Source organism: Pseudomonas sp. 57B-090624 (genome assembly GCF_003234055.1).
Classification (GTDB): Bacteria; Pseudomonadota; Gammaproteobacteria; order Pseudomonadales; family Pseudomonadaceae; genus Metapseudomonas; species Metapseudomonas tohonis.
Genome location: NZ_QKRU01000001.1, coordinates 100,356 through 125,834 on the forward strand (window position 1 = coordinate 100,356; position 25,479 = coordinate 125,834).

Genomic DNA, 25,479 nt, shown 5'->3' on the forward strand with positions numbered 1-25,479 from the left:
GGAAGCTGGAAGCGAAACCATTGCCGCTTCAGGCTTCCAGCTTCAGGCTCTCTTACCCCAATACCGAAATATCGGCGACGCCGAGGAACAGCCCGCGCAGCTTCGCCAGCAGGGCGTAGCGGTTGGCGCGGACGGCGGCGTCTTCGGCGTTGACCAGCACCGCCTCGAAGAAGGCGTCTACCGGTTCGCGCAGGCTCGCCAGGTGGGCCAGGGCTTCGCTGTAGCAGCGAGCTGCCGCCATGGGCTGCACGGCGCGCTCGGCGGCCGCCACGGCCTCGGCCAGGGCCTTCTCGGTGGCTTCCTGGAGCAGGGAAGCATCGACGCTCTCCGGCACCGCGCCTTCGGCCTTGCCCAGCAGGTTGGACACGCGCTTGTTGGCGGCGGCCAGGCTGGCGGCTTCCGGCAGCTTGCGGAAGGCCTGCACGGCCTGTACGCGCTGGTCAAAGTCCAGGGCCGAAGTGGGTTGCAGCGCGCGCACCGAAAGGTACACGGCGACATCCACGCCTTCGTCTTCATAGCGTGCGCGCAGGCGGTCGAAGATGAAGTCCTGCACCTGGGCGGACAGGCCTTCGGCCTTCACCTTGGCACCGTACTGGGCGATGGCGACGTCCACGGCACCGGCGAGGTCCAGGTCGAGCTGCTTCTCGATGAGGATGCGCAGCACCCCCAGGGCCTGACGACGCAGGGCGAAGGGGTCCTTGCTGCCGGTGGGCAGCATGCCGATGCCGAAGATGCCCACCAGGGTATCCAGCTTGTCGGCCACGGCCAGGGCGGCCCCGGTCAGGGTCTGCGGCAGCTCGGCGCCGGCACCGCGCGGCATGTACTGCTCGTTCAGCGCCTGGGCGACGTCGTCGGCCTCACCGTCGTTCTTCGCGTAGTAGTAGCCCGCGATGCCCTGCATCTCGGGGAACTCGCCGACCATCTCGGTGGCCAGGTCGCACTTGGCGAGGATGCCGGCACGGGCCGCCTTGACCGGGTCGGCGCCGACCTGTTCGGCGACGTAGGCGGCCAGCGCGGAAACACGCTCGGCCTTCTCGAACACGGTGCCGAGCTGGGCCTGGAACACCACGTTCTTCAGGCGCTCGTTGAAGGTCTCGAGCTTCTGCTTCTTGTCCTGCTTGAAGAAGAACTCGGCGTCGGTCAGGCGTGGGCGCACGACCTTCTCGTTGCCCGAGATGATCTGTGCCGGGTCCTTGCTCTCGACGTTGGCCACTGTGATGAAGCGCGGTAGCAGCTTGCCGTTGGCATCCAGCAGGCAGAAGTACTTCTGGTTGTCCTGCATGGTGGTGATCAGCGCTTCCTGGGGCACCTCGAGGAAGCGATCCTCGAAGGAGCACACCAGCGGTACCGGCCACTCGACCAGCGCGGTGACCTCGTCCAGCAGGTCGGCGGGCACCACGGCGCTGCCCTTCTGCTCGGCGGCCAGCTCGGCGACGCGGCGGGCGATGATTTCGCGACGCTCGGCGAAGTCGGCCAGCACGTGGGCGGCGCGCAGGTCGTCCAGGTAGCTGGCGGGGCTGCCGATGCGCACCTGGTCGGGATGATGGAAGCGATGACCACGGGACTCGCGGCCCGCCTTCTGGGCGAGGATCTCGCACTCGACCACGTCATCGCCGAACAGCACCACCAGCCACTGGGTGGGGCGCACGAACTCCTCGCGGCGTGCCGCCCAGCGCATGCGCTTGGGGATCGGCAGGGCGGCCAGGGAGGCCTCGATGATGCCCGCCAGCAGGCCGGCCGCAGGTTGGCCGGCGATGGTCTGGCTGAACTTCAGCTTGGGGCCGCTCTTGTCGATCTGCTCGAGATCGACGCCGCACTTCTTGGCGAAACCGAGGGCGGCCTGGGTCGGGTTGCCGGCGGCGTCGAAGGCGGCCTGCAGCGGCGGGCCGTCGAGGTTGACGCTGCGGTCGGGCTGCTGGGTGGCCAGTTGCTCGATCTGCACCGCCAGGCGGCGCGGAGCGGCGTAGACGCGCGCGGCGCCGTGGCTCAGGCCGGCGTTCTTGAGGCCGCCGAGGATGCCGGCGAGGAAGGCGTCACCGAGGGCCTTGAGGGCCTTGGGCGGCAGCTCTTCGGTGCCCAGTTCGACGAGGAAATCTTGTGCACTCATTCTGCCGCCTCCAGCTTGGCCAGTACTTCGTCACGCAGTTCGGGGGTGGCCATGGGGAAGCCCAGGCGCGCACGCGCCTGCAGGTAGCTTTGCGCCACGGCGCGGGCCAGGGTGCGTACGCGCAGGATGTAGCGCTGGCGCTCGGTCACCGAGATGGCGCGGCGGGCATCCAGCAGGTTGAAGGTGTGGGAGGCCTTGAGGACCATCTCGTAGGTCGGCAGCGGCAGCTGCAGCTCGATCAGGCGGTTGGCCTCGCTCTCGTAGAAGTCGAAGAGCTCGAACAGCTTCGGCACGTTGGCGTGCTCGAAGTTGAAGGTCGACTGCTCCACCTCGTTCTGGTGGAACACATCGCCATAGGTGACGGTGCCGAACGGGCCGTCGGTCCAGATCAGGTCGTAGACCGAGTCCACGCCCTGCAGGTACATGGCCAGGCGCTCCAGGCCGTAGGTGATCTCGCCGGTCACCGGGTAGCACTCGATGCCGCCGACCTGCTGGAAGTAGGTGAACTGAGTCACTTCCATGCCGTTCAGCCAGATTTCCCAGCCCAGGCCCCAGGCGCCGAGCGTTGGGGATTCCCAGTTGTCCTCGACGAAGCGGATGTCGTGAACCAGCGGATCGATGCCGATGCGCTTGAGCGAGCCCAGGTACAGCTCCTGGAAGTTCTCCGGGTTGGGCTTGAGGACCACCTGGAACTGGTAGTAGTGCTGCAGGCGGTTGGGGTTCTCGCCATAGCGGCCGTCGGTGGGACGACGGGAGGGCTGCACGTAAGCGGCGTTCCAGGTCTCCGGGCCGATGGCACGGAGGAAGGTGGCGGTGTGGAAGGTGCCGGCGCCAACTTCCATATCGTAGGGCTGCAGCACCACGCAACCCTGCTCCGCCCAGTACTGCTGCAGGGCGAGGATCAGGTCTTGGAAGGTGCGCACGGCAGGCATAGTCTGGCTCACGAAATTTACCTGTGCTGAGGCTGCGACAAAGCCGAGGAGTATACCCGATCGAATCCCGCCGGACCCAGCAGCCACAGGCGTTTCGCTGACTGATCCAGAGGAGGATCGGCCTCCCTCCCCCGGCTCGCGCCCAGGCACTTCCATTACTGGTTTTTTATACAGCCTGGTGCGTATAGTGCGGCTTTTCCCGTTCCAGGAAGGAATGCCATGCCCCGCTGCTTCTGGTGCAACGACGACCCGCTCTACATCGACTACCACGACACCGAATGGGGCGTGCCCCAGCGCGATCCGCAGTGGCTCTTCGAGATGCTGCTGCTGGAGGGCTTCCAGGCCGGGCTGTCGTGGATCACCGTGCTGAGGAAGCGCGAGCGCTACCGCCAGGTGATGTTCGGCTTCGATGCGGCGCGCCTGGCCCGCATGAGCGACGAGGAGATCGAGGAGCGCATGCAGGACCCCGGCATCATCCGCAACCTGGCCAAGCTCAGGGCCGCGCGGCAGAACGCCCAGGCCTGGCTGCGCCTGGAGGACCCGGTGGCGCTGCTCTGGTCCTTCGTCGGCGGCACGCCGCGCATCAACCATTTCAGCGGGCGTGGCGAGGTGCCGGCAGTGACGCCCGAGGCGGAGGCCATGAGCAAGGCGCTGAAGAAGGCCGGCTTCACCTTCGTCGGGCCGACCATCTGCTACGCCTTCATGCAGGCCACCGGGATGGTCATGGACCACACCACCGACTGCGATCGCTACCAGGCGCTGAAAGGCTGAAGTCTCGATCGGGACCAATTGGTCATCGACGCTGGCGCGCGGCTGGTTAGAATACGCGCCTCGTCGATTCCTGGAGTTGCCCGTGGAGAAGTTCAAAGGCGCGCTGGTCGTGGGGTTTCTGCGGCTCTTCGCTCTGCTGCCCTGGGGCGTGGTCCAGCGCCTGGGGGCCGCCATCGGCTGGCTGATGTGGCGCCTGCCCAACCGCTCGCGCGAGGTGGTGCGCATCAACCTGTCCAAGTGCTTCCCGGAGCTGAGCGCCGCGGAGCTGGACGAGCGCACCCGCCTCAGCCTCATGGACATCGGCCGCACCCTGACCGAAAGCGCCTGCGCCTGGATCTGGCCCGCGCAGAAGTCCATCGGCCTGGTACGCGAGGTGGAGGGCCTGGACGTGCTGCAGGAGGCCCTGGCCAGCGGCAAGGGCGTGGTGGGCATCACCAGCCACCTGGGCAACTGGGAAGTGCTCAATCACTTCTACTGCGACCAGTGCAAACCGATCATCTTCTATCGCCCGCCGAAGCTGAAGGCGGTGGACGAGCTGCTGCGCAAGCAGCGCGTACAACTGGGCAACCGCGTGGCCCCCTCCACCCGCGAAGGCATCCTCAGCGTCATCAAGGAAGTGCGCCGGGGGGGGGCCGTGGGCATTCCGGCCGATCCGGAGCCGAGCCTCTCCAGCGGCCTTTTCGTGCCCTTCCTCGGCACCACCGCGCTGACCAGCAAGTTCGTCCACGGCATGCTCGCCGGCGGCAAGGCCCGTGGCGTGTTCCTGCATGCGCTGCGCCTGCCCGACGGTTCCGGCTTCAAGGTCATACTCGAAGCGGCGCCCGAGGCGATGTACAGCGAGGACGTCGAGACGTCGGTCGCGGCCATGAGTGGCGTGGTGGAGCGCTACGTGCGTGCCTACCCGACCCAGTACATGTGGAGCATGAAGCGTTTCAAGAAGCGCCCCGAGGGCGAGCAACGCTGGTATTGAGGCGCCTTATGGCGCCTTTTTTCCGTCACCTCTGTGCGGCGCCCCGGTTTTAGGCTATTAACGGCACACCACGGCTGAGGATGGCTAGCAGACGATGTCGAACCAGCGCCAGTACCCGCGCACTCCGATGAAGTGCCGCATCAAGATCAGTCACGAGAGCTTCGGCGAGCTGCTCGCTCAGACCCGCGACCTGTCCGACGGCGGCGTCTATGTGCGTCATCCCGATCTCGTCGCGCTGCCGCTTGGCACCGTGGTCACCGGCCAGGTGCAGGACCTGCCCTTCGAGGCGCCGGTGTTGCAGATGGAGATCATGCGTGCCGACGGCGAAGGCGTCGGGTTGCGCTTCCTCGAGCGCTAGTCCGCTTCCGCCGCCATCAGCACCAGGTCTTCACAGCCCTTGCGGCGGCAACCCCAGCGATACTCTTCCCGCGTCGGTCCGTCGCCACGCCAGGTGGTGGCTGTGGCGGCGCCGTTGATGCGGAAGCTCCACACCTGCCCTGCCCCATCGTGCAGGCGCCCCTCGATGCTGCACGGCAGCCAGTAGAACTGGTGGTGCAGCACCACGCCGTCGAGCAGCTCGCCCAGTTGGAAGAAGCGCTCGACCTGTTTCGGCGACAGTGACCACTGCCTGCAGGCATCGGCCGTCGCCATGTCGGAATTGCTGACCCCTTCGAACAGCGGACGCGAGGCTTCGAGAACCGTGAACGGGCCTTTGGGGTCGGCGGCCTGTGCACCCGGCGGCAGGGTCAGCGCCAGGGCGAGGGCGAAGGGACGATGCATCCGCTTGAGGGCGCTCAACGGGCTGGCGCCTGGCGGTCCAGGCGCTTGAGAAACACCGACATCTCCTTCTCGGCCTGCTTGTCGCCATGGGTCCGGGCGGCGTCCAGGCCGCGCTCCCAGGCATCGCGGGCGGCCGAGTCGTCACCACTGGCCTGCAATGCCTTGCCCAGGAGCTTCCAGGCGGCGGAATACGTCGGGTCCTGCTCCACGCAGCGGGCCAGGTGCGCGGCTGCGCGGGTGGCGTCGCCCTGGTCGAGGTAGCCCTTGCCCAGGCCGAAGCGCAGCAGCGGGTTGTCGGTGCCCTTGGCGAGCATCTTCTCCAGTCCTTCGAGCATGGCGCTCTCCTTGTTGGCGGCGATCCGGCGGGCAGGCCTCAGAAGAAGGTGAGGCCCACCTGGAACAGACGCTCGGCGTCGCGGATGTATTTCTTGTCGACGAGGAACAGGATCACATGGTCGCCGGACTCGATCACCGTATCGTCGTGGGCGATCAGCACCTCGTCGTTGCGGATGATGGCGCCGATGGTGGTGCCCGGCGGCAAGGCGATGTCCTCGATCATGCGGCCCACCACCTTGCTCGACTTGGCGTCGCCATGGGCGATGGCTTCGATGGCTTCGGCCGCCCCGCGGCGCAGGGAGTGCACGCTGACGATATCGCCGCGGCGCACGTGGGTCAGCAGGGTGCCGATGGTGGCCAGCTGCGGGCTGATGGCGATGTCGATGTCGCCGCCCTGCACCAGGTCAACGTAGGCGGGGTTGTTGATGATGGTCATCACCTTGCGTGCGCCCAGGCGCTTGGCCAGCAGCGAGGACATGATGTTGGCCTCGTCGTCGTTGGTCAGCGCCAGGAAGATGTCGGCCTCGTTGATGTTCTCCTCCACCAGCAGGTCGCGGTCCGAGGCGCTGCCCTGAAGCACCACGGTGCTGTCGAGGGTGTCGGAGAGGTAGCGGCAGCGGGCCGGGTTCATCTCGATGATCTTCACCTGGTAGCGGCTCTCGATGGCCTCCGCCAGGCGCTCGCCGATGTGGCCGCCCCCGGCGATGACCACGCGCTTGTAGCTGTCCTCCAGGCGGCGCATCTCGCTCATCACCGCACGGATGTGCGCCTTGGCGGCGATGAAGAACACCTCGTCGTCGGCCTCGATCACCGTGTCGCCCTGGGGCGTGATCGGGCGGTTGCGACGGAAGATCGCGGCGACGCGGGTGTCGACGTTGGGCATGTGCTGGCGCAACTGGCGCAGCTCCTGCCCCACCAGCGGGCCGCCGTAGTAGGCCTTGACGCCCACCAGTTGGGCCTTGCCCTCGGCGAAGTCGATCACCTGCAGTGCGCCGGGGTACTCGATCAGGCGCTTGATGTAGTTGGTGACCACCTGCTCGGGACTGATCAGCACGTCGACCGGGATGGCCTCGTTGTCGAACAGCCCGGCGCGGGTCAGGTAGGCCGCCTCGCGCACGCGGGCGATCTTGGTCGGCGTATGGAACAGGGTGTAGGCGACCTGGCAGGCCACCATGTTCACCTCGTCGCTGTTGGTCACCGCCACCAGCATGTCGGCGTCGTCGGCGCCGGCCTGGCGCAGCACGGTGGGGAAGGAACCCCGCCCCTGTACGGTGCGGATGTCGAGGCGGTCGCCCAGGTCGCGCAGGCGGTCGCCGTCGGTGTCCACCACCGTAATGTCGTTGGCTTCGCCGGAGAGGTGTTCGGCGAGCGTGCCGCCGACCTGTCCCGCACCGAGGATGATGATCTTCACTGATCGCTCCGTTAGCCGCGTGGTGAGGCGGCGATTTTTATCAGCTTGGCATAGTAGAAGCCGTCGTGGCCGTCTTCCCGGGCCAGCAACTGGCGCCCGTGGGGCTGCTTGAGGCCGAAGGTGCCGGCGATGTCCAGTTCGCGCGCGCCAGGGGTGCGCTCGAGGAAGGCGGCGATGTTCTCGCTGTTCTCCATCGGCAGCGTGGAGCAGGTGGCGTAGACGAGAATGCCGCCGACCTCCAGGGTCGGCCAGAGGGCATCGAGCAGCTCGCCCTGCAGCTGCGCCAGGGCGGGTATGTCCTCGGCCTGGCGGGTCAGCTTGATGTCCGGATGGCGGCGGATCACGCCGGTGGCCGAGCAGGGTGCGTCGAGGAGGATGCGCTGGAACGGCTTGCCGTCCCACCAGGCGCCGGTGTCGCGGCCATCGGCGGCGATCAGCGTGGCGTGCAGGCCGAGGCGCTGGAGGTTCTCGCGCACCCGTGCCAGGCGGCTTTCCTCCAGGTCGACGGCCACCACGCCGGCCAGGCCGGGTTCGGCTTCCAGCAGGTGGCAGGTCTTGCCGCCGGGGGCGCAGCAGGCGTCGAGCACGCGCTGGCCGGGGGCGAGTTCGAGCAGGTCGGCGGCCAGTTGCGCGGCTTCGTCCTGCACGCTGACGCGGCCTTCGGCGAAGCCGGGCAGGGTCTTCACGTCACGCGCTTCGATCAGGCGGATGCCGTCGCGGCTGAATTCGCAGGGCTCGGCTTCGATGCCCGCAGCGCGCAGCTCGGCGAGGTAGGCATCGCGCTCGTCATGGCGGCGGTTGACCCGCAGGATCAGCGGCGGATGGGCGTTGTTGGCGGCGCAGATGGCTTCCCAATGCTCGGGCCAGGCGGCCTTGAGTGCCTTCTGCAGCCAGCGCGGGTGGGCGGTGCGCACCATCGGGTCGCGCTCCAGCTCGGCGAAGATCGCCTCGCCATCGCGTTGCGCATTGCGCAGAACGGCGTTGAGCAGACCCTTGGCCCAGGGCTTCTTCAGCTTCTCGGCGGCACCCACGGTTTCACCGATGGCGGCATGGGCAGGGATGCGGCTGTAGAACAGCTGGTAGAGGCCGACCAGCAGCAGTGCTTCCACGTCCTTGTCGGCGGCCTTGAAGGGCTTTTGCAGCAGGCGCTCGGCCAGGGCCGAGAGGCGGGGCTGCCAGCGTGCGGCGCCGAAGGCCAGGTCCTGGGCGAGGCCGCGATCGCGCGGGTCGACCTTGTCCAGCTGCGCGGGCAGGCTGCCGCCCAGCGAGGCCTTGCCGGAGAGGACGGCGGTCAGCGCGCGGGCCGCGGCGAGACGTGGGTTCATGCGCCGAGCACCTGGCCGGCGGCGAACTGCTCGCGGCGGCTGTTGAACAGGTCGGCGAAGGCCAGCGGCTTGCCGCCCGGCAGTTGCAGGCGGGTCAGGCGCAGGGCGCCGCTGCCACAGGCCACGGTCAGGCCGTCCTTGCTGGCAGCGAGAATCTGCCCGGGCTGGCCGCTGCCGTCGGCGAGCTGCGCGGCGAGTACCTTCAGCGGCTCGCCGCCGAGGGTGCTGTGGCAGATCGGCCAGGGGTTGAAGGCGCGAACCAGGCGCTCCAGCTCATCGGCGGGGCGGCTCCAGTCGAGGCGCGCCTCGTCCTTGTTCAGCTTGTGCGCGTAGGTGGCCAGGGCATCGTCCTGCACTTCGCCCACCAGGGTGCCGGCGGCGAGCTGGGCGATGGCCTGCACCACGGCCTGCGGGCCAAGGCTGGCGAGACGGTCGTGGAGGGTGCCGCCGGTGTCTTCGGCGGTGATCGGGGTGACCACCTTGAGCAGCATCGGCCCGGTGTCCAGGCCCGCTTCCATCTGCATCACGGTCACGCCGCTCTCGGCATCGCCGGCCTGCACCGCGCGCTGGATCGGCGCGGCGCCCCGCCAGCGCGGCAGCAGGGAGGCATGGCTGTTGATGCAGCCGAGGCGCGGGGTGTCGAGCACCACCTGCGGCAGGATCAGGCCGTAGGCGACCACCACCATCAGGTCGGCACCGAGGGCCTTGAGCTCGGCCTGGGCGTCGGCATCGCGCAGGGTCGGCGGCTGCAGGACGGGAATGCCGTGCTGCAGGGCGAGCTGCTTGACCGGGCTCGGCATCAGCTTCTGGCCACGGCCCGCCGGGCGATCCGGCTGGGTGTAGACGGCGACGATGCTGTGCGGCGTATCGAGCAGGGCCTTGAGGTGCTCGGCGGCGAATTCCGGGGTGCCGGCGAAGACGAGGCGCAGGGCTTGGGTCATGCGGGGCTCACTTGGTCACTCTGAAAAAGAAAAAGGCTTGCCGGAGCAAGCCTTTGGGGTTCGGCGATCAAGCCTGCTGGCGGTGCTGCTTTTCCAGCTTCTTCTTGATCCGGTCACGCTTGAGCGTCGACAGGTAATCGACGAACAGCTTGCCGTTGAGGTGGTCGCATTCGTGCTGGATGCACACCGCGAGCAGCCCCTCGGCGATCAGTTCGTAGGGCTTGCCGTCGCGGTCCAGGGCCTTGATTCGCACCTTCTGCGGGCGGTCGACGTTCTCGTAGAAGCCCGGCACCGACAGGCAGCCTTCCTGGTACTGGTCCATCTCGTCGGTCAGGGATTCGAACTCGGGGTTGATGAAGACCATGGGCTCGGACTTGTCTTCGGACAGGTCCATCACCACCACACGCTTGTGCACGTTGACCTGGGTGGCAGCGAGGCCGATGCCCGGTGCGTCGTACATGGTTTCGAACATGTCGTCGATCAACTGGCGCACAGCGTCGTCCACCACGTCCACCGGTTTGGCGATGGTACGCAGGCGTGGATCGGGAAATTCGAGGATGTTCAGGATCGCCATATGCGTTTGTGATGCACTTGTAGAATAAAGTCAAAATCCGCTGCTAAGATGATGAGCAGCATTGAAAAACGCCTGCAAAGCCCGGTTGGGGCGGCTTTCAGGCCGTTTCGCGTGAACGCACATAATAAAGGGATTCACCGCATGAGGAAATCACTACTCGCCCTGCTGCTCCTTGCTGCCAGTGGGTTGGCACAGGCTGCGGTGGAACTCAAGGATGGCCACCCGGAGCACTACACGGTAGTGCGCGGGGATACCCTCTGGGATATCTCGGGCAAGTTCCTGCGCGAACCCTGGAAGTGGCCGGAAATCTGGCACGCCAACCCGCAGATCGAGAACCCGCACCTGATCTACCCGGGCGACACCCTGAGCCTCGTCTACGTCGACGGACAGCCGCGCCTGATGCTCGATCGCGGCGCCTCCCGCGGCACCATCAAGCTGTCGCCCCAGGTGCGCAGCACGCCGATGGCCGAAGCCATTCCGACCATCCCGCTGGAAGCCATCAACAGCTTCCTGCTGAGCAACCGCATCGTCGACACGCCCGAGCAGTTCAATGGCGCTCCCTACATCGTCGCCGGCAACGCCGAGCGCGTTGTCAGCGGCGCGGGCGATCGCGTCTATGCGCGCGGCAGCTTCGACGAGCAGAACCCCACCTACGGCATCTTCCGCCAGGGCAAGACCTACATCGATCCCGATACCAAGGAATTCCTCGGCATCAACGCCGACGATATCGGTGGCGGTGACCTGGTCGCCCAGGAAGGCGACGTGGCGACCATGACCCTCACCCGCTCGACCCAGGAAGTCCGCCTGGGCGACCGCCTGTTCCCGACCGAACAGCGCTCGGTGAACTCCACCTTCATGCCCAGCTCGCCGACCACCGACGTCAAGGGCCTGATCCTCGATGTGCCGCGTGGCGTGAACCAGATCGGCCAGTTCGACGTGGTGACCATCAACAAGGGCAAGCGCGACGGCCTGGTAGAAGGCAACGTGCTGGCGGTCTACAAGACCGGCGAGACCGTGCGTGATCGCATCACCGGCGAATCGGTGAAGATCCCCGACGAGCGCGCCGGCCTGCTGATGGTGTTCCGCACCTACGACAAGCTCAGCTACGGGCTGGTCCTGGCGGCCAGCCGACAGCTGGCGGTGATGGACAAGGTGCACAATCCCTAAGCAAACCAAGCCCCCGTCCTACGGGGGCTTGTTGTATACAGGGCGGCCTGCCGCCCTGCGCGGCGCTGGTCAAGGACGATCCCCATGCCGCCCCCCTCCCCGGCCGAAGTCGAAGCCCGCCTCCGTCTGCACAGCCTCCCCGAACTCGGGCCTCGCCGCTTCCGCATCCTGATCGACGCCTTCGGCAGTGCCTCCGCCGCCCTCAGCGCCCCGGCTGCCGCCTGGCGTTCATTGCGCCTGCCCGACACCTGCGCCGGCCCTCGACGCAGTGAAGAGGTGCGCACTTGCGCCGCCCGGTCACTGGCCTGGCTGGAGGCGACGGACAAACACCTGCTGATGTGGGACGACCCCCGCTACCCCGCCCTGCTCGCCGAGCTGCCCGACGCGCCGCCGCTGCTGTTCGTGCGCGGCGACCCCACGTTGCTCGAGCGTCCGCAACTGGCGATGGTCGGCAGCCGTCGCGCCTCGCGGGCCGGGCTGGACAGCGCCCATGCCTTCGCCCGCAGCCTCGCGGCCGGCGGCTTCTGCATCACCAGCGGCCTCGCCCTCGGGATCGACGGCGCCGCCCACCAGGGCGCGCTGGATGCCGGCGGGCACACGGTCGCCGTGCTCGGCACGGGCCTGGAGCGCATCTACCCGAGCCGGCACAAGGGCCTGGCCGACGCGATAGTCGCCGGCGGTGGCGCGCTGGTTTCCGAGCTGCCGCTGGACTGTGCGCCCCAGGCCAGCAACTTTCCCCGCCGCAACCGCATCATCAGCGGGCTCTCCGTGGGCGTTCTCGTGGTCGAGGCCAGCCCGGCCAGCGGCTCGCTGATCACCGCGCGCCTGGCCGCCGAGCAGGGCCGCGAGGTCTATGCCATCCCAGGTTCCATCCATCATCCCGGGGCGCGTGGCTGCCACCAGTTGATCCGCGACGGCGCCACGCTGGTGGAAACCGTCGGCCACGTGCTCGAGGCCCTGCGTGGCTGGCAGGCGCTCGCCCCCGATCCCGCCGAGCCGGGTGCCCAGCTGCATGACCACCCGCTGCTCGACCTGCTGCGCGCCGCGCCCTACAGCAGCGAGGCCCTGGCTGCCGCCAGCGGCTGGGAGCTGCCCCGCGTACTGGCCGCGCTCACCGACCTGGAGCTCGATGGCTGCATCGCCCGTGACGCCGGGCTCTGGGTTCATCGGCGCGGTTGAGGCCTGTACACTCGCGCCATCGTTTTTCCGGGAGTGGGCAATGGTCAGCAACTGGCAGGTTCGGCAAGTGGCGCGGGTGGTACGGGGCGGCGGTGTGATCGCCTATCCGACGGAGGCCGTCTGGGGGCTCGGCTGCGACCCCTGGAACGAAGAGGCCGTCTATCGCCTGCTGGCGCTCAAGGCGCGCCCCGTGGAGAAGGGGCTGATCCTGGTGGCCGACGACATCGAGCAGTTCGACTTCCTCCTCGATGGCCTGCCCGATGCCTGGAAGGAGACGCTGGCCGCCTCCTGGCCCGGACCCAACACCTGGCTGGTGCCGCACCAGAACCTGCTGCCGGAGTGGATCACCGGCAAGCACGACAGCGTCGCCCTGCGCGTCAGCGACCACCCCCTGGTGTGCCGCCTGTGCGCCGAGGTCGGCCCGCTGGTCTCCACCTCCGCCAACCCCGCCGGACGGCCTTCCGCCGTATCGCGCCTGCGCGTGCAGCAGTACTTCCCCGGCGAGCTGGATGCCGTGCTGGTGGGCGCCCTCGGTGGGCGCCGCAACCCCAGCACCATCCGCGACCTGGTCACCGGGCGGGTCGTGCGCGCCTCCTGATCAGGGCAGCAGCACGCTCGAACCGCTGGTGCGCCGGCCCGCCAGGTCAGCGTGGGCGCGGGCGATGTCGGCCAGGGCATAGCGCTGGCCGATCTCCACCTTCAGTGCGCCGCTGGCGATCATCCCGAACAGCTCGTCGGCCATGGCCTGCAGGTTCGCCGGCGTGTCGGCGTAGCTGCCCAGGGTGGGCCGGGTCACGTAGATCGACCCCTTCTGCGCCAGCACCCCGAGGTTGACCCCGGTGACCGCCCCCGAGGCGTTGCCGAAGCTCACCAGCAGGCCGCGCGGGGCCACGCAATCCAGCGAGGTCTCCCAGGTGTCCTTGCCCACCGAGTCGTAGACCACCGGGCACTTGCGCCCCTCGGTGAGCTCCAGCACCCGTTGCACCACGTTCTCGCGGCTGCTGTCGATGCATGCCCAGGCGCCCAGGGCCCTGGCACGCTCGGCCTTCTCGGCGGAACCGGCGACCCCGATCAGGCGCGCGCCGATGGCCTTGGCCCATTGGCAGGCGATGGAGCCGACACCGCCGGCGGCGGCATGGAACAGCACCGTCTCGCCGGCCTTCAGCGCGTGGGTCTGGCGCAGCAGGTACTGCACCGTCAGGCCCTTGAGCATCACCGCGGCGGCCTGCTCGTAGCCGATGGCGTCGGGCAGCTTCACCAGGTTGGCCGCCGGCAGCACGTGGTATTCGCCGTAGGCGCCCAGGGGGCCGGTGCCATAGCCGACCCGGTCGCCCACCTTCAGGTGCTCGACACCCGCGCCCACGGCATCCACCTCGCCCGCGCCCTCGTTGCCCAGCCCGGAGGGCAGCGACGCCGCCGGGTAGAGCCCGCTGCGGAAATAGGTCTCGATGAAGTTGAGGCCGATGGCGTGGTTGCGCACCCGCACCTGGCCAGGGCCGGGTTCGGCGACCGGCGCCTCCACCAGTTCGAGCACCTCGGGACCGCCGTACTGGGAAAACTGCACACGCCTGGCCATGGTCGACTCTCCTGCTCGGGGAAAAGCCTCAATCCAAGCCTCCCGCTTGATCGGCGTCAAGCCACCGCGAGTCCTTCGCGGTGGTATGCTTGCGCCCTCTTTTTTCCCTGCAAGCCCCGTCCTGCGGCGCGCGCAAGCCGATCCAAGGTGCATTCGACGTGAGTAAACACATTGAGGCCGTGAAGGCCTACCTGCTCGATCTGCAAGACCGTATCTGTGCCGAACTGGCAGCCGAGGACGGCGGCGCCGGCTTCGTCGAGGACGCCTGGGAACGCCCCGCCGGCGGTGGCGGCCGCACCCGCGTGCTGGAGAACGGCAAGCTGATCGAAAAGGGCGGGGTCAACTTCTCTCATGTGTTCGGCAGCAGCCTGCCGCCCTCGGCCAGCGCCCATCGCCCGGAGCTGGCCGGCCGCGGCTTCCAGGCCCTCGGCGTGTCCCTGGTGATCCACCCGGAGAACCCGCACATCCCCACATCCCACGCCAACGTGCGTTTCTTCATCGCCGAGAAGGAAGGCGAGGAGCCGGTCTGGTGGTTCGGCGGCGGCTTCGACCTGACCCCCTACTACGCCCATGAGGAAGACTGCGTGCTCTGGCACCAGGTCGCCCGCGACGCCTGCGCCCCCTTCGGCGCGGACGTCTACCCGCGCTACAAGGAATGGTGCGACCGCTACTTCCACCTCAAGCACCGCAACGAACCGCGCGGCATCGGCGGCCTGTTCTTCGACGACCTGAACCAGTGGGACTTCGACACCAGCTTCGCCTTCATGCGTGCCATCGGCGACGCCTACATCCAGGCCTACCTGCCCATCGTGCGCAAGCGCCGCCACACCCCCTTCACCGAGCAGCAGCGCGAGTTCCAGGCCTTCCGTCGCGGTCGCTACGTGGAGTTCAACCTGGTGTTCGACCGCGGCACCCTGTTCGGCCTGCAATCGGGCGGGCGCACCGAATCCATCCTCATGTCCCTGCCGCCCCAGGTGCGCTGGGGCTACGACTGGAAGCCCGAGCCGGGCAGCGAGGAAGCGCGCCTGACGGAATACTTCCTCCAGGACCGTAACTGGCTCGAGGAGGCGGGGCTCTGATGGATCGCTACGCCGTCTTCGGCAACCCCATCGGCCACAGCAAGTCGCCGCTGATCCACCGCCTGTTCGCCGCGCAGACCGGCCAGGCGCTGGAGTACGAGGCCTTGCTGGCGCCCCTGGACGACTTCACCAGTTTCGCCCGCGCCTTCTTCGTGCAGGGCCTGGGCGGCAACGTCACCGTGCCCTTCAAGGAGCAGGCCTTCCAGATGGCCGACAGCCTCAGCGAGCGCGCCCGTCGCGCTGGCGCGGTGAACACCCTCAAGCGCCTGGAGGACGGCAGCCTGCTGGGCGACAACACCGACGGCGCCGGCCTGGTGGGCGACCTGATGCGCAATGCCGGGCTCAAGCTCGCCGGCCAGCGCATCCTCCTGCTCGGCGCCGGTGGTGCCGTGCGCGGCGTGCTCGAACCCCTGCTGGCCCAGCGCCCGGCCGCGGTGGTGATCGCCAACCGCACGGTGGAGAAGGCCGAGCAGTTGGCCCGTGAGTTCGCCGACCTGGGCCCGGTGCTGGCCAGTGGTTTCGACTGGCTGGAAGAGCCGGTGGACCTGATCGTCAACGGCACTTCCGCCAGCCTCGCCGGCGAGCTGCCGCCCATCTCGCCAAGCCTGATCGAGGCCGGCCATACGGCCTGCTACGACATGATGTACGGCGCGCAGGCCACCGCCTTCAACCGCTGGGCCCAGGAGCAGGGCGCCGCGCGCACCCTCGATGGCCTGGGCATGCTGGTGGAGCAGGCGGCCGAAGCCTTCCTGCTCTGGCGCGGCGTGCGCCCGGAAACGGCGCCGGTCCTCGCCGAACTGCGCCGGCTGCTCGCCCAGGGATGAGTGGATCGTCCCGGGCGCAGGATGGCTAGAGCGCAGCGAAACCCATGCTGCCGCGCCCGTCCTATCCCTCGATCACCAGGCGGCTGTGCTCGTCTTCCAGCTTGCGCAGCTCGCGCTCCACGTGGGGCCGGGCGTGGCGCAGCACCAGGGTGCGGCCCTGCCCGTGCAGGCGACGGGCCTCGTTGTGCAGCAGGCTCACCCCGGCGAAGTCGATGAAGTTGATGTGGTGGGCGTCCAGCACCAGGCGCTTGCCCAGGCTGCGCTGGATCAGCCGCTGCACGTAGGGGCAGGCGCCGAAGAAGATCGAGCCCTCGATGCGCAGCACCTCCTCCTCGGCGTCACCCGATTGCAGCACGCGCGGCCGCGAGGTGCGCTTGAGGTAGAAGAACAGCGACGCCAGTACCCCCGCATAGATCGCCGTCTGCAGCTCCAGCACCAGGGTGGCGAGGGCCGTCAGCGCCATCACCACGAACTCCGCCCGGCTCACCCGCCACAGCTGGCGCATGCCCGGCACATCGATCAGGTTCCAGCAGATCAGCAGGATGCTCGCCGCCATCGCCGGCAGCGGGACGTGCGCGATCAGGCCGGCGCCGACCAGGGCGAACAGCGCCACCCACAGCGCCGAGCACACCCCTGCCAGGGGCGAGCGGGCGCCGGCCTGCAGGTTCAGCGCCGAGCGGGTGAAGGAGCCGCTGGAGAGGTAGCCGGAGAACCAGGCCCCGACCAGGTTGGACAGGCCCTGGCCGCGGGTTTCCCGGTTGGCGTCCAGCACCTGCTGCGACTGGGTGGCCAGGGCGCGGGCGATGGACAGGCTCATGACCAGGCCGAGCAGCCCGCAGGCCACCGCCGAAGGCAGCAGGCGGAGGATGTCGTCGAGGTCGAAGCGCAAGGCCGTGAACGGCGGCAGGCGGCCCTCGAAAGGTGGCACCAGCGGCACGCCGGCCATGCTGCCGGGCAGTGCCAGCACCAGCAGGCTGCCCGCCACCAGCCCCAGCAGCAGGGCCGGCAGTCGCGGGGCGAAGCGCCGCAGCAGCAGCGTCACCACCAGGGTCGCCAGCGCCACCAGCACCGAAGGCAGGTGCATCTCGCGCACGTGCCCCGCCAGTTGCAGTGCACCTTGCAGCGCCGTGGCGCGGCCTTCCAGGCTCGGCAGGCCGAGCAGGTTGGGGATCTGCCCCAGGGCGATGACCAGCGCCGCGCCGCAGGTGAAGCCGATCACCACCGATTGCGAGACGAAGTTGGCCAGCGCGCCGAAGCGCAATGCGCCGAGCAGCCACTGGAACAGCCCGGCGAGGAAGGTCAGCAACAACACCAGGGCGATGTAGTCGCCGCTGCCCGGCAGCGCCAGGGGGCTGACGCTGGCGAACAGCACCACCGAGATCGCCGCCGTCGGCCCGCCGATCAGGTGCCAGGACGAACCCCAGAGGCAGGCGATGATCACCGGCACCACGGCGGCGTAGAGGCCGTATTCGGCCGGCAGCCCGGCGATCAGCGCATAGGCGATGGATTGCGGCAGGGCGAGGATGGCGCCGGTCAGGCCTACCAGTGCGTCACGCCCCAGGCTGCGCCCGGTGGTCCGGGGCAGCCAGTCGAGGAAGGGGAAGAGGGTGGTGATCTTCATCGTGTGACGCGGCACAGTCTCGTTGGCGGTGTGGGTGGGCGAATTCCTTCGCGATGGGCCGCGACCATACGCCACCTCTTGTGGACGGGGGCCATCCCATCGGCCCCACGGATCACAGCTTCGCCTTCACCGCTGCCAGTGCATCGCCGCCCTCGCGGGTGGTCACGCCCTGCAGCCAGCCCTCGACCACCTGCGGGTTGGCCTTGAGCCAGGCCTTCACCGCCTCGTCGTTGCCGGCGTTCTTGCTCAGCACTTCGTTCATTACCGCGTTCTCCATCTCCTGGGTGAACGCCAGGTTGGCCAGCAGCTTGCCGACGTTGGGGCACTGCTGGGCGTAGCCCTTGCGCGCCAGGGTGTTCACCGTGCCGCTGTCGCCGAAGTACTTCTCGCCGCCCTTGAGGTACTTCATGTCGTACTGCACGTTCATCGGGTGCGGCGTCCAGCCGAGGAACACCACGAAGTCCTTGCGCTTCACCGCACGGCCCACCTGCACCAGCATCGCCTGTTCGCTGGATTCCACCAGCTTCCAGTCGCCGAGGCCGAATTCGTCGCCCTTGATCATGTCCTGGATGGAGATGTTGGCCGGGGAGCCGGCGGCGATGCCGTAGAGGGTGTGCTTGAACCTGTCGGCGTGCTTGTCCAGGTCGGCGAAGGTCTTCACCCCCGCGTCATAGGCGTAGCTCGGCACGGCCAGGGTGTACTCGGTGCCGCCGAGGTTCTGCGCCACCTTGTCCACCTCGCCGGTGGCGACGAACTTGTCGTAGTTGCTCTGCTGGGCCGGCATCCAGTTGCCGAGGAAGACGTCCACCTGGCCCTTCTGCAGGCCGGCGAAGATGATCGGCACCGCCAGGGTCTGGGTCTCGGCCTTGTAGCCCAGGCCGTCGAGGAGCAGGCGGGCGACGCCGTTGGTGACGGCGATGTCGCTCCAGCCCGGGTCGCCCAGCTTCACGGTCGCGCAGCGGGCGTCCTCGGCGTGGGCGGTGGCGATCAGGGCGCTGCAGAGCAGCGTGGCGGCGAACAGCGTGGTGGTGGTCTTCATGCCTTTTCCTTGTGAGTGGAGGTGTGGCCGGCCGTGGGTTCGTCCCCTCTGGTCAGGGCTGTGGATAACGTGCGCGGCGCTCCAGATCGTCGAGGTCGATGTGGTTGCGCATGTACTGCTGGCTGGCGTCCACCCAGGGCTGGTGGTCCCAGCTGGTGAGCGTCCCCTGCTCCAGGGCGCCGGCGACGAAGCGGCGGCGGCGCTGGCTGGCGAGAGTGGCGCTGTGGATCGCGGGGATGTCCCAGCGTGCCCGGGCTTCGGCGAGGAAGGCCTCGAGCACCTCGCGGTGGCTGGCGGAGACAGCCAGGTTCTCCAGCTCGCGGGGGTCGCTTTCCAGGTTGAAGAGCAGCAGCGGGTCTTGCTCCGAGTAGATGAATTTCCAGGGGCCGCGGCGGATCATCATCAGCGGGCTGGTGGTGCCTTCGGCCAGGTATTCGCCGAACACCTCGTCGTGCCCGCCCTCGCCCGCCAGGTGCGGCAGCAGCGAGCGGCCATCCAGTGGCAGTTGCGGGTCCAGGGTGCCGCCGGCCAGCTCCACCAGGGTCGGCAGCAGGTCCAGGGTCGACACCGAGGCCTTCACCCGGTGTGGCGCGAAACGCCGCGGCGCATGCACCAGCATCGGTACCCGCGCGGCCATCTCGAACCAGTGCATCTTGTACCAGAGGCCGCGCTCGCCAAGCATGTCGCCGTGATCGCCCGAGAACACCAGGATGGTGTCCTCGGCCACGCCGCACTCCTCCAGCGTCGCGAGCAGCGCGCCGATCTGCGCGTCGACGTAGCTGCAGGCGCCGAAGTAGGCACGGCGGGCATCGATGACCTTGGACTCGGGCAGCGGCTTGTCCCACAGGTCGATGACCTTGAGCAGGCGCTGCGAGTGCGGGTCCTGCTCGTGCTGGGCCAACTGCACCGAGGGCAGCGGGATGTCGGCCTCGCGGTACAGGTCCCAGTACGCGCGGGGGATGGTGTAGGGGTCGTGGGGGTGGGTCATCGACACCGTCAGGCAGAACGGCCGCCCGGCCTGTTCGCGCACGTGGTCGTAGAGGTACTGGCGGGCCTTGAACACCACCTCCTCGTCGAAGTCCAGCTGGTTGGTGCGCACGCAGGGCCCGGCCTGCAGCACCGAGGACATGTTGTGGTACCAGCTCGGGCGCACGTCAGGCTCGTCCCAGTTCACCGCCCAGCCGTAGTCGGCGGGGTAGATGTCGCTGGTCAGGCGCTCCTCGTAGCCGTGCAGCTGGTCCGGGCCGCAGAAGTGCATCTTGCCGGACAGCGCGGTGCGGTAGCCGAGGCGGCGCAGGTAGTGGGCGTAGGTGGGCACGTCGGCGGGAAAGTCGGCCGCGTTGTCGTAGGCACCGATCTTCGACGGCAGCTGGCCGCTCACCAGGGTGAAGCGCGAGGGCGCGCAGAGCGGGCTGTTGCAGTAGGCCGAGTCGAACACCACGGCGCGTTCCGCCAGGCGTTGCAGGTTGGGCATGTGCAGGGGCAGGCCACCGTGGAAGGGCATCAGCGGCGCCGCCATCTGGTCGGCCATGATGAAGAGGATGTTGGGGCGGGTCATGGGGCCTTCATCCATACGATCGGTTTATGCGAGAGTGCTGGCGTCGATCATGGAACCCCGGAAGTCGTCTGGTAAACCGCATGTGCGCACATGCCTTGGATAAGTGAATCTTATGGCAGACCTGCAACCCGAACTCTCCCTCGACCTGCTGCGCGTGTTCGAGGCGGCCGCGCGGCACCTGAGCTTCACCGCCGCGGCGGTGGAGCTGGGCACCACCCAACCGGCGGTGAGCCAGCAGATCCAGCGCCTGGAGAAGCAGCTGGCCACGCGGCTGTTCGACCGCATCTACCGCGGCATCGAACTGACTGACAGCGGGCGCCTGCTCTTCGTTCATGTGCAGGACGGCCTGCGCGCCATCAACCTCGGGCTCGAGGCCGTCGGTGCGCGGACCCAGCACGAGGTGCTGCAGGTGGCCACCGACTTCGCCTTCGCCGCCTATTGGCTGATGCCGCGCCTGCATCGCTTCCACGAGGCCCACCCGGAGATCGACGTCAGCCTGGTGACCAGCGACCGTACGATGAACATGCTGCGCTCGGAGATCGACGTCGGCATCGCCTTCGGCGACGGTCGCTTCAAGCACGGCGATGCGCTGCTGCTGTTCCGCGAGGAGGTGTTCCCGATCTGCAGCCCACGCCTGCTCAAGGACCAGCCAGCCCCCCTGCCCGCCGCCGCGCTCGCCCAGCTGCCGCTGCTGCACCTGAAGCCCGAGGTGCGCACCCGCTGGTTCGACTGGGAGGCGGTGTTCCGCGGGTTGGGCATCGACCGGCCACCGGGCTCCGGGTCGCTGCGCTTCGACAACTACACCCTGCTGGTGCAGGCCGCCATCGCCGGCCAGGGCGTCGCCATCGGCTGGCGCTACCTGGTTGACGAGCTGATCGAGCAGGGCCTGCTGGCGCGGGTGATCGAGGGCAGCCTGACCTCCGATTTCGGCTATTACGTGGTGCTGCCCGAGCGCAAGCGCCGCGCGCGGGTGGTGGCCTGTTTCGTCGAATGGCTGCAGCAGGAGCTGGGCGACGGTACCGACCCGGTGCAGAGGATCCGCCATCGCGAAGGCATCGCCGTCTGAGCCCAGCCCCTGGCGAACCCCGAGCGGAGCCGCTCGGCTTGCGGGTACCATGCGAGCTTGCCGGTACCCGAGAGAGGCGAACATGCAGGCCGCATCCCAACCCCGCATCAAGGGCTTCCACGCCCATGTCTACTACGATGCCGAAAGCTTCGAGCAGGCGCGCGAACTCTGCGAAGAGGCCGCGCGCCGTTTCCCCCTGAAGATGGGCCGCCTGCACCGCGAGCCGGTCGGCCCGCACCCGGACTGGAGCTGCCAGCTGGCCTTCCGCCCCGAGCTGTTCGGCGAGCTGATCCCCTGGCTCGCGCTCAACCGCGCGGGCCTCAACGTGCTGGTTCATCCCATCACCGGCAGCGACCTGCGCGACCACCGCGACTACCCGATGTGGATGGGCGCCGTGCGGCCGCTGGACCTCTCCGACCTCAGCGACGGCGCCATCGAGTACGACCTCTAGCGACTCAGGCCGGGCGCAGCGCCGCCAGCACCTCCTCGGCCGCGCGCCGGCCGGCGCGCACCGCGCCCTCCAGGTAGCCGCACCAGACCGGCGATGTCTCGCTGCCGGCCCAGTGCAGGTTGCCCAGCGGGGCACGCAGGTGGCGGCCATGGCGGCTCAGCAGGCCCGGCGGCAGGGGGGATACGCAGCCGGCGGTCCAGGGCTCGCGGTTCCAGTCCTGCTCCACGTACGCCAGCGGCCGGCCCGCTTCCTCGCCGAACAGTCGCATCAGGTCCTTCAGCACCCGGGCCTGGCGCTTGCGGGGGTTGTTCCCCGCCCGCGCCGGGTCGAGGAAGGCCAGCAGCACGCCCTGGCCCTGGTCGGAAGGGCTGCTGTCGAAGGTCATCTGCACCAGAGCGGTGTCGATGAAGCCGGCACCCGATAGCTGCGCCTCCCGCCAGAAGGGACGCGCATAGCTCAGGTGCACCTTCATGCCGCTGCCGCCGGTCCAGCCCCTCTGCAGGGCGGCGCGACCTTTCGGCAGCGCCGGGGCGAAGCCGATGCGGGGCATGTCGGCGGGCATCATCGCGACTATCACGCGGCGGGCACCGATGCGGCCCAGGGCGCAATCCAGGGTGACCGCCTCCTGGTCCCAGCCCTCGATGCGCCGCACCGGCGCGCCCAGCAGCACCGAGGGCCCGAGCTGCTGCGCCAGGTTCACGGACAGCCGCTGGGCGCCGCCCTGCAGGCGGAACTGCTGGGCCTGGTCGTCCAGCGCGGCGAAACCGCCAGCGGAGTGCAGGTAGAACAGGAACCACAAGAGCGAGACCCGCTCCGGCGCGCTGTTCAGGGTGGTGGCGACCGTGGTGGACACCGCCTCGACCGCCTCGGCGTCGGCGCGCTCGGCCCTGAGCCAGGCGGCCAGGCTCCAGCGGTCCCATTCCTCGGCATGGGGCGCAGCCCAGGGCGCTTCCAGGGGCACCTGCTCCGCCATGGCCTGCAGCCGCAGGTGCAACGCGCGCACGGCATCTCCCGCAGGCTCGTCGGCATCGAAGGTGTAGCGCTCGCCACCCAGCAGGGCGGCCATCTGCCCCGCGCGGTACTGCGGCACCAGGGGCACGCCCAGGTCACCGGCCAGGGCCATCACCATCGGCTGGTCGCCGCCGACCCACTGGCCGCCGCCATCCACCTCCAGGCCCTCGCCCAGCGGCTGGTTGACGGTGCGCCCGCCGACCCGCTCGCGCGCCTCGAGTACCACCACCTTCAGGCCGCTGTCGGCCAGGTGTCGTGCCGCCACCAGCCCCGACAGGCCTGCGCCGATGACCGCGACGTCCACCTCCAGGACGCAAGGTCCAGGCACCGCCGCGCGCCCGGTCCGGGTGAGGGCAGCGAGCAATGCGGCGCCGCTGAGGCACAGCAGGTGCCGACGGGTCAGGGACGTGGTTTCGAGCAGTCGATAGCGCATGGTGTTCTCCACTTGGTAACCAAGTTGCCGGAGGCAAAAAACGACCGCTTCCGGCGGTCGTCGGGTTCAGGCCGAGGTGGTGCGCACCGAGGCCAGGTAGAAGGGCACGGGGTCCTGGCGCGCCTGCAGCTGGCGGGACAGGGTCAGGTAGAACCAGCGCAGCTCGGCAGGGTCGTCGTCGGTGGCGTCGCGGTCGTCGGTCCAGCGCTGCCAGAGCGCCATTTCCATCTGCAGGATGCGATTGCGACCGAGGGTGGTGATGCGTTTCCAGAACGCATCCTCCAGGCGCTGCGCCTCGGCGGCGTCCAGCGTGACCGGGCACGCCTCGACCTGCTGCAGCAGCTGCTCCCGCTCTGCGTCCGTGGCATGGCGCGAGGCCGCCTCCAGCAGGCCGATGGCGTAGAGCTGCTGGTATTCGGCCAGGTCTCGCAACAGGCGCGAGGCGGCGTCTGACTGCAATCGGGCGGCGCAGCGCAGCAGCAGCTCGAAGATCCGCGCGTCGGCTCGGCCCGGGTCCAGCACGCGGCTGGCACCGCCCTGGCGGACCTCCACCAGGCCGATGTCCTTCAGCTTGTGCACGGCCTGGCGCACGGTGATGCGCGAGACGCCGTAGCGCTCGGCCAACAGGCGCTCGGCCGGCAGCGATTCGCCAGGCGCCAGCTGGCCGTCGAGTATCTCGATGAACAGGCCTTCCAGCGCGGCGTCGGCGGCGTGCCCCCTGGGGGCGGGTGTCTTGAATTCGTCCATGGCGGGAAAATCTACTTGGTTACCAAGTTAAGTCAAGGCCCCGTGGCGAATCGACGCGCGCCAGGCCACGGCCTATGATCCGCCGCCTGTTTTCGGAGACCCGCCATGCGCTACCTGCTCGTCGTCACCCTGCTCTGGGCCTTTTCCTTCAGCCTCATAGGCGAGTACCTGGCCGGGCGGGTGGACAGCGATTTCGCCGTGCTGGCGCGGGTGCTGATCGCCGCCCTGGTGTTCCTCCCCTTCACCCGCTGGCGCGGCTTGCCGCCAAGGCTGCTGGCTGGGTTCTGGCTGGCCGGGGCGCTGCAGTTCGGCATCACCTACCTGTGCCTGTACCGCAGCTTCGCCGTGCTCACGGTGCCGGAGGTGCTGCTGTTCACCGTGCTCACGCCCATCTACGTCACCCTGCTGGACGATGCCCTCGCCCGGCGCTTCAGCCCCTGGGCGCTGCTGGCCGCGCTGGTGGCGGTGGGCGGCGGGGTGATCATCCGCCTCGACCGCCTGGAAGGGGACTACCTGCTCGGCTTCTTCCTGCTGCAGGTGGCCAACGCCACCTTCGCCGCCGGCCAGGTGCTGTGCCGCCGCCTGCTGGTGCGCTACCCGGTGGAGCAGCCGCTGCACCGCTTCTTCGGCCACTTCTTCCTCGGTGCGCTGCTGCTGGCGCTGCCCTCCTTCCTGCTCTTCGGCAACCCGGAACGCCTGCCGCAGACCGCCGTGCAATGGGGCGTGCTGCTGTGGATGGGCCTGTTCGCCACGGCCCTGGGGATGTTCTGGTGGGTGAAGGGCAGCACCACCGTGAGCGCCGGCACCCTGGCGGTGATGAACGAACTCCACGTTCCCGCCGGCCTGGTGGTCAACCTGCTGATCTGGAACCGCGACGCCGATCTCCCCCGCCTCGCCCTGGGCGGTGCGGTCATCCTCGCTTCCCTGTGGATAAGTCGCCTGGGCCGGCGGCCTGTCGAGTTGCGGCTTTAGGAACAATGGTGGGCGGAAGCCCACCCTATCGAGAGCACCGGTTCCGGGCGTAGGGTGGGCTTCAGCCCACCACGATGCCCCCGCTACTCACCGAAACCACCGGCATCCTCCCCATCCCCGGCCCAGTCTTCCGGTAGCAGCCCGTCTTTCACGTAGCGGTGGAAGCTCGAATAGGGCCAGTCCTTCACCTGTGTCACCAGCCCATGCCTGACCGGGTTGTGGTGGATGTAGTCGACGTGCCGTTCCAGGTCGACCTGGTCCCTTATCTGGTGCTCCCAGAAGCGCCGTTGCCAGATGCCTTTTTCCCGCCGGTTCGCCTTGCTTGCCGAGCGTGGGGACGGAGACAGCGTCATGGAGAACTGGCTCTTGATCAGGCTCCAGCGGCGGGAGAAGTCAGCATCCCCGGGCGGCAGGGTCCAGATGGCGTGCAGATGGTCCGGCAATACGCAGATGGCGACGGTGTCGAAGGGTATGCGTTGCAGGGCGAGGGAGTAGGCCCGGCGCAACGAAGGGATGGCATCGGTCAGCAGTGTGGCGCGGCGATCGGCCAGGGTGACCGTGAAAAAGAAGGTGCCGCCGGGCACCAGGCTTCGGCGGTAGTTCGACATG

The 25,479-nt window shown here is 68.6% G+C and carries 26 protein-coding genes; 11 read left to right on the forward strand and 15 right to left on the reverse strand.

The features are described from left to right. Positions 1-52: 52 nt before the first annotated feature. A complete protein-coding gene (gene glyS / locus DMX10_RS00450; RefSeq protein ID WP_111259242.1) occupies positions 53-2,107 on the reverse strand; it encodes a glycine--tRNA ligase subunit beta in 2,055 nt (684 codons plus the stop codon). After that, complete coding sequence (glyQ, locus tag DMX10_RS00455; protein ID WP_111259243.1) at positions 2,104-3,051, reverse strand: glycine--tRNA ligase subunit alpha; 948 nt, start codon at positions 3,049-3,051, stop codon at positions 2,104-2,106. The genes glyS and glyQ overlap by 4 nt, the downstream gene beginning before the upstream one ends. A gap of 207 nt (positions 3,052-3,258) precedes the next feature. Between glyQ and DMX10_RS00460 the strand changes: the two genes are divergently transcribed. The 3 genes from DMX10_RS00460 to DMX10_RS00470 all read left to right on the forward strand — a co-directional run bounded on the left by DMX10_RS00460 (position 3,259) and on the right by DMX10_RS00470 (position 5,138). Beyond that, on the forward strand, positions 3,259-3,810 hold the full coding sequence (locus DMX10_RS00460) for a DNA-3-methyladenine glycosylase I (RefSeq protein ID WP_111259244.1): 552 nt from the start codon (positions 3,259-3,261) through the stop codon (positions 3,808-3,810). Between the two features lie 82 nt (positions 3,811-3,892). Next, positions 3,893-4,780: a lysophospholipid acyltransferase gene (locus DMX10_RS00465; protein WP_111259245.1), complete on the forward strand. Its 888-nt coding sequence runs from the start codon at positions 3,893-3,895 to the stop codon at positions 4,778-4,780. Between the two features lie 94 nt (positions 4,781-4,874). Continuing rightward, entirely contained in the window at positions 4,875-5,138 is a 264-nt protein-coding gene (locus DMX10_RS00470) for a PilZ domain-containing protein (RefSeq protein ID WP_111259246.1), read from the forward strand. Here DMX10_RS00470 and DMX10_RS00475 read toward each other — a convergent pair. From DMX10_RS00475 to def, 6 genes are all read right to left on the reverse strand, one after another. After that, positions 5,135-5,578 carry a hypothetical protein gene (locus DMX10_RS00475; protein WP_111259247.1) on the reverse strand — a complete coding sequence of 148 codons (444 nt, stop codon included), beginning with the start codon at positions 5,576-5,578 and terminating at the stop codon, positions 5,135-5,137. The genes DMX10_RS00470 and DMX10_RS00475 overlap by 4 nt on opposite strands. Further along, entirely contained in the window at positions 5,575-5,895 is a 321-nt protein-coding gene (locus DMX10_RS00480; RefSeq protein ID WP_111259248.1) for a tetratricopeptide repeat protein, read from the reverse strand. Before DMX10_RS00480 ends, DMX10_RS00475 begins: the two co-directional genes overlap by 4 nt. Positions 5,896-5,933: 38 nt before the next feature. Beyond that, positions 5,934-7,307 carry a Trk system potassium transporter TrkA gene (gene trkA / locus DMX10_RS00485; protein ID WP_111259249.1) on the reverse strand — a complete coding sequence of 458 codons (1,374 nt, stop codon included), beginning with the start codon at positions 7,305-7,307 and terminating at the stop codon, positions 5,934-5,936. Positions 7,308-7,318: 11 nt separating this feature from the next. Continuing rightward, positions 7,319-8,632: a 16S rRNA (cytosine(967)-C(5))-methyltransferase RsmB gene (gene rsmB, locus DMX10_RS00490; RefSeq protein WP_111259250.1), complete on the reverse strand. Its 1,314-nt coding sequence runs from the start codon at positions 8,630-8,632 to the stop codon at positions 7,319-7,321. Next, the gene (gene fmt / locus DMX10_RS00495; RefSeq protein WP_111259251.1) at positions 8,629-9,573 is read right to left on the reverse strand and encodes a methionyl-tRNA formyltransferase; all 945 of its coding nucleotides are present in this window, start codon (positions 9,571-9,573) and stop codon (positions 8,629-8,631) included. Before fmt ends, rsmB begins: the two co-directional genes overlap by 4 nt. Positions 9,574-9,640: 67 nt before the next feature. Further along, positions 9,641-10,147 (reverse strand): peptide deformylase, encoded by a 507-nt coding sequence (gene def / locus DMX10_RS00500; RefSeq protein WP_043241851.1) that lies wholly within the window; start codon positions 10,145-10,147, stop codon positions 9,641-9,643. 141 nt (positions 10,148-10,288) lie between these two features. Between def and DMX10_RS00505 the strand changes: the two genes are divergently transcribed. From DMX10_RS00505 to DMX10_RS00515, 3 genes are all read left to right on the forward strand, one after another. After that, positions 10,289-11,314 (forward strand): LysM peptidoglycan-binding domain-containing protein, encoded by a 1,026-nt coding sequence (locus DMX10_RS00505; RefSeq protein WP_111259252.1) that lies wholly within the window; start codon positions 10,289-10,291, stop codon positions 11,312-11,314. A gap of 84 nt (positions 11,315-11,398) precedes the next feature. Then, positions 11,399-12,493: a DNA-processing protein DprA gene (dprA, locus tag DMX10_RS00510; protein ID WP_111259253.1), complete on the forward strand. Its 1,095-nt coding sequence runs from the start codon at positions 11,399-11,401 to the stop codon at positions 12,491-12,493. 40 nt (positions 12,494-12,533) lie between these two features. Continuing rightward, the gene (locus tag DMX10_RS00515) at positions 12,534-13,091 is read left to right on the forward strand and encodes an L-threonylcarbamoyladenylate synthase (RefSeq protein ID WP_111259254.1); all 558 of its coding nucleotides are present in this window, start codon (positions 12,534-12,536) and stop codon (positions 13,089-13,091) included. On the opposite strand, the gene DMX10_RS00520 is transcribed toward DMX10_RS00515, so the two are convergent. Then, complete coding sequence (locus tag DMX10_RS00520; protein ID WP_111259255.1) at positions 13,092-14,069, reverse strand: quinone oxidoreductase; 978 nt, start codon at positions 14,067-14,069, stop codon at positions 13,092-13,094. 158 nt (positions 14,070-14,227) lie between these two features. Between DMX10_RS00520 and hemF the strand changes: the two genes are divergently transcribed. Together hemF and aroE are read left to right on the forward strand one after the other, a co-directional pair. Beyond that, complete coding sequence (gene hemF, locus DMX10_RS00525) at positions 14,228-15,148, forward strand: oxygen-dependent coproporphyrinogen oxidase (RefSeq protein ID WP_111259256.1); 921 nt, start codon at positions 14,228-14,230, stop codon at positions 15,146-15,148. After that, entirely contained in the window at positions 15,148-15,972 is an 825-nt protein-coding gene (gene aroE, locus DMX10_RS00530; protein ID WP_111259257.1) for a shikimate dehydrogenase, read from the forward strand. Before hemF ends, aroE begins: the two co-directional genes overlap by 1 nt. 61 nt (positions 15,973-16,033) lie before the next feature. On the opposite strand, the gene DMX10_RS00535 is transcribed toward aroE, so the two are convergent. The 3 genes from DMX10_RS00535 to betC all read right to left on the reverse strand — a co-directional run bounded on the left by DMX10_RS00535 (position 16,034) and on the right by betC (position 20,190). Continuing rightward, positions 16,034-17,593: a SulP family inorganic anion transporter gene (locus tag DMX10_RS00535; RefSeq protein ID WP_111259258.1), complete on the reverse strand. Its 1,560-nt coding sequence runs from the start codon at positions 17,591-17,593 to the stop codon at positions 16,034-16,036. A gap of 112 nt (positions 17,594-17,705) precedes the next feature. Continuing rightward, entirely contained in the window at positions 17,706-18,632 is a 927-nt protein-coding gene (gene choX / locus DMX10_RS00540) for a choline ABC transporter substrate-binding protein (RefSeq protein ID WP_111259259.1), read from the reverse strand. A gap of 52 nt (positions 18,633-18,684) precedes the next feature. Further along, positions 18,685-20,190 (reverse strand): choline-sulfatase, encoded by a 1,506-nt coding sequence (betC, locus tag DMX10_RS00545; RefSeq protein WP_111259260.1) that lies wholly within the window; start codon positions 20,188-20,190, stop codon positions 18,685-18,687. Positions 20,191-20,302: 112 nt separating this feature from the next. On the opposite strand from betC, the gene DMX10_RS00550 reads away from it, so the two are divergent. Beyond that, complete coding sequence (locus DMX10_RS00550) at positions 20,303-21,256, forward strand: LysR family transcriptional regulator (RefSeq protein ID WP_111259261.1); 954 nt, start codon at positions 20,303-20,305, stop codon at positions 21,254-21,256. An 82-nt stretch (positions 21,257-21,338) separates the two neighbouring features. Beyond that, complete coding sequence (locus DMX10_RS00555) at positions 21,339-21,707, forward strand: DOPA 4,5-dioxygenase family protein (RefSeq protein ID WP_111259262.1); 369 nt, start codon at positions 21,339-21,341, stop codon at positions 21,705-21,707. A 4-nt stretch (positions 21,708-21,711) separates the two neighbouring features. On the opposite strand, the gene DMX10_RS00560 is transcribed toward DMX10_RS00555, so the two are convergent. Beyond that, a complete protein-coding gene (locus DMX10_RS00560) occupies positions 21,712-23,151 on the reverse strand; it encodes an FAD-dependent oxidoreductase (protein ID WP_111259263.1) in 1,440 nt (479 codons plus the stop codon). 66 nt (positions 23,152-23,217) lie between these two features. Further along, positions 23,218-23,898, reverse strand: a complete 681-nt coding sequence (locus DMX10_RS00565; RefSeq protein ID WP_111259264.1) for a FadR/GntR family transcriptional regulator — start codon at positions 23,896-23,898, stop codon at positions 23,218-23,220. A 105-nt stretch (positions 23,899-24,003) separates the two neighbouring features. On the opposite strand from DMX10_RS00565, the gene DMX10_RS00570 reads away from it, so the two are divergent. After that, positions 24,004-24,870: a carboxylate/amino acid/amine transporter gene (locus tag DMX10_RS00570; RefSeq protein ID WP_111259265.1), complete on the forward strand. Its 867-nt coding sequence runs from the start codon at positions 24,004-24,006 to the stop codon at positions 24,868-24,870. Between the two features lie 83 nt (positions 24,871-24,953). On the opposite strand, the gene DMX10_RS00575 is transcribed toward DMX10_RS00570, so the two are convergent. Next, positions 24,954-25,478: a transposase gene (locus DMX10_RS00575; RefSeq protein ID WP_111259266.1), complete on the reverse strand. Its 525-nt coding sequence runs from the start codon at positions 25,476-25,478 to the stop codon at positions 24,954-24,956. Between the last annotated feature and the right edge of the window lies 1 nt (position 25,479).